The sequence below is a fragment of the Trichlorobacter sp. genome, from assembly GCF_030247655.1.
Classification (GTDB): Bacteria; Desulfobacterota; Desulfuromonadia; order Geobacterales; family Pseudopelobacteraceae; genus Trichlorobacter.
The window spans coordinates 1-1,837 of sequence record NZ_JAOTRZ010000347.1 but is presented as its reverse complement, the minus strand read 5'-3'; the positions used below and the strand labels follow the sequence as shown (position 1 = coordinate 1,837).

The 1,837-nt window shown below is 47.6% G+C and carries 4 protein-coding genes; all 4 read left to right on the top strand.

What is annotated here, in order from left to right; genetic code table 11:
- Positions 1–809 (top strand): threonine--tRNA ligase (locus OEL57_RS16545; RefSeq protein ID WP_300742025.1); only part of this gene is annotated, 809 nt, incomplete at its 5' end.
- Positions 763–1,374 (top strand): translation initiation factor IF-3, encoded by a 612-nt coding sequence (infC, locus tag OEL57_RS16540; RefSeq protein ID WP_300742024.1) that lies wholly within the window; start codon positions 763–765, stop codon positions 1,372–1,374. The genes OEL57_RS16545 and infC, both read left to right, overlap by 47 nt.
- Before the next feature lie 47 nt (positions 1,375–1,421).
- On the top strand, positions 1,422–1,619 hold the full coding sequence (gene rpmI / locus OEL57_RS16535) for a 50S ribosomal protein L35 (RefSeq protein WP_078791434.1): 198 nt from the start codon (positions 1,422–1,424) through the stop codon (positions 1,617–1,619).
- 86 nt (positions 1,620–1,705) lie between these two features.
- A partial coding sequence (locus OEL57_RS16530; RefSeq protein ID WP_300742027.1) for a 50S ribosomal protein L20 occupies positions 1,706–1,837 on the top strand: 132 nt, incomplete at its 3' end.

Sequence of the window (1,837 nt, the reverse complement as noted above, 5' to 3'; positions counted from 1 at the left end):
GCGGTGTACTTCACGGTCTGCTGAGGGTGCGTTGTTTTACCCAGGATGATGCCCATATTCTCTGTACTCCGGAGCAACTTGACGCCGAGATTAAAGGTGTTCTGAAGTTTGTTTCCGATGTGATGGGGATTTTCGGTTTTGAATATGAGATGGAACTTTCAACTCGTCCTGAAAAATCGATTGGTAGTGATGAAGACTGGGATAGGGCAACTGGTGCCCTGCTTGGCGCATTAAAGGATACCGGACGTGATTTTGAGATTAATGAGGGGGATGGAGCGTTTTATGGCCCCAAAATTGACATCAAACTACGTGATTGTCTTGACAGACGGTGGCAGTGTGCTACTATCCAGTGCGATTTTACCCTGCCTGAGCGGTTCGATCTGACCTATGTCGCCAGTGACGGAGAGAAGAAACGCCCCGTAATGGTACATCGGGTTATCCTCGGTTCCATTGAACGCTTTATTGGCGTCTTGATCGAACATTTTGCCGGTAATTTCCCGTTGTGGCTTGCACCAGTGCAGGCGGTTGTGTTAACGGTCACAGATAATCAGATCCCTTATGCTCAAGAGGTGTACAAGCAGCTCAAGAGTGCGGGGATTCGTGTGCAGGAAGATCTGCGGAACGAAAAACTTAATTTCAAGATTCGTGAAGCTCAATTACAGAAAATACCGTACATGCTGGTGATTGGTGATAAGGAAGTAGAGCAGGGGACGGTAACGCCACGTTATCGTGATGGTAAAAACCTGCACGCCATGAAACTGGATGAATTTATCGCTTTTGTTGAAGCTGAGACAAAGGCCTACAAGTAGTTTTAGTGCCACTCTACCAGGAGGTGTCGTCATAGCTGCCCCCACCAAAACCGCAACAGTCAACATCAATCACGCAATTCGTGCATCAGAAGTACGTGTTGTAGCACATGATGGTGAACAATTAGGAATTCTGACGCTGCGCGAGGCGCTGGAGGCTGCTGAGGCACGCCAGCTTGATCTGGTTGAGGTATCGCCTACGGCAACTCCGCCAGTTTGCCGGATCATGGACTACGGCAAGTTCAAGTATCAGGTGAGCAAAAAGCAGCAGGAAGCCAAGAAAAAGCAGGTTCATGTGCAGGTAAAAGAGGTTAAAATCAGACCTAAAACCGATGACCATGACCTTGATTTTAAGATAAAACATGTACGCCGCTTCCTTGAAGAAGGAAACAAGGCGAAGGTAACTCTGGTATTCCGTGGTCGTGAGATTACCCACCAGGATATCGGTCGCGCTGTTATTGAAAAATTTGCAGCTGAATTGGCTGATATTGCGGTTATTGAGACTGCACCACGGGTTGACGGGCGTCAGCTGTTTATGATTGTTGCCCCTAAAGTTAAGAAACACTAATTTTTTGATTAGTATTACTCACAACCTTATTAAGAAGGAGCAAGTCAATGCCTAAAATCAAAACTAACCGTGGCGCTGCCAAGCGTTTCAAAAAGACCGGTACCGGTAAGGTAAAGTGTGCTCATGCATTTACCAGCCATATCCTGACTCACAAAAGTAGCAAGCGTAAGCGCAATCTGCGTCAGAGTAATACCGTAGCTGCAGTGGATCAAAAGAACATCTGTGCTTTGATCCCCTACATGTAGTTAGAAACAGCATCTGCTGTTTCGACCCAGAACCGCGAGGAACGGCCCCTTGTGGATCGGGCAAATAAACCTGAAGGAGTACTAAGATGCCGAGAGCAAAAGGTGGTTTTAAGTCGCGGCAACGCCGCAACAAGGTTCTGAAGCTTGCCAAAGGATACCGTGGCGCGCGGAGCAAACTGTTTAGAAGTGCAACCGAGGCAGTTGACCGTGCACTGAAC

Excerpts from the sequence above, each read along its gene's own strand:
- infC (WP_300742024.1), top strand. The coding sequence starts at position 763 with ATGAATTTATCGCTTTTGTTGAAGCTGAGACAAAGGCCTACAAGTAGT.
- rpmI (WP_078791434.1), top strand. The coding sequence starts at position 1,422 with ATGCCTAAAATCAAAACTAACCGTGGCGCTGCCAAGCGTTTCAAAAAG.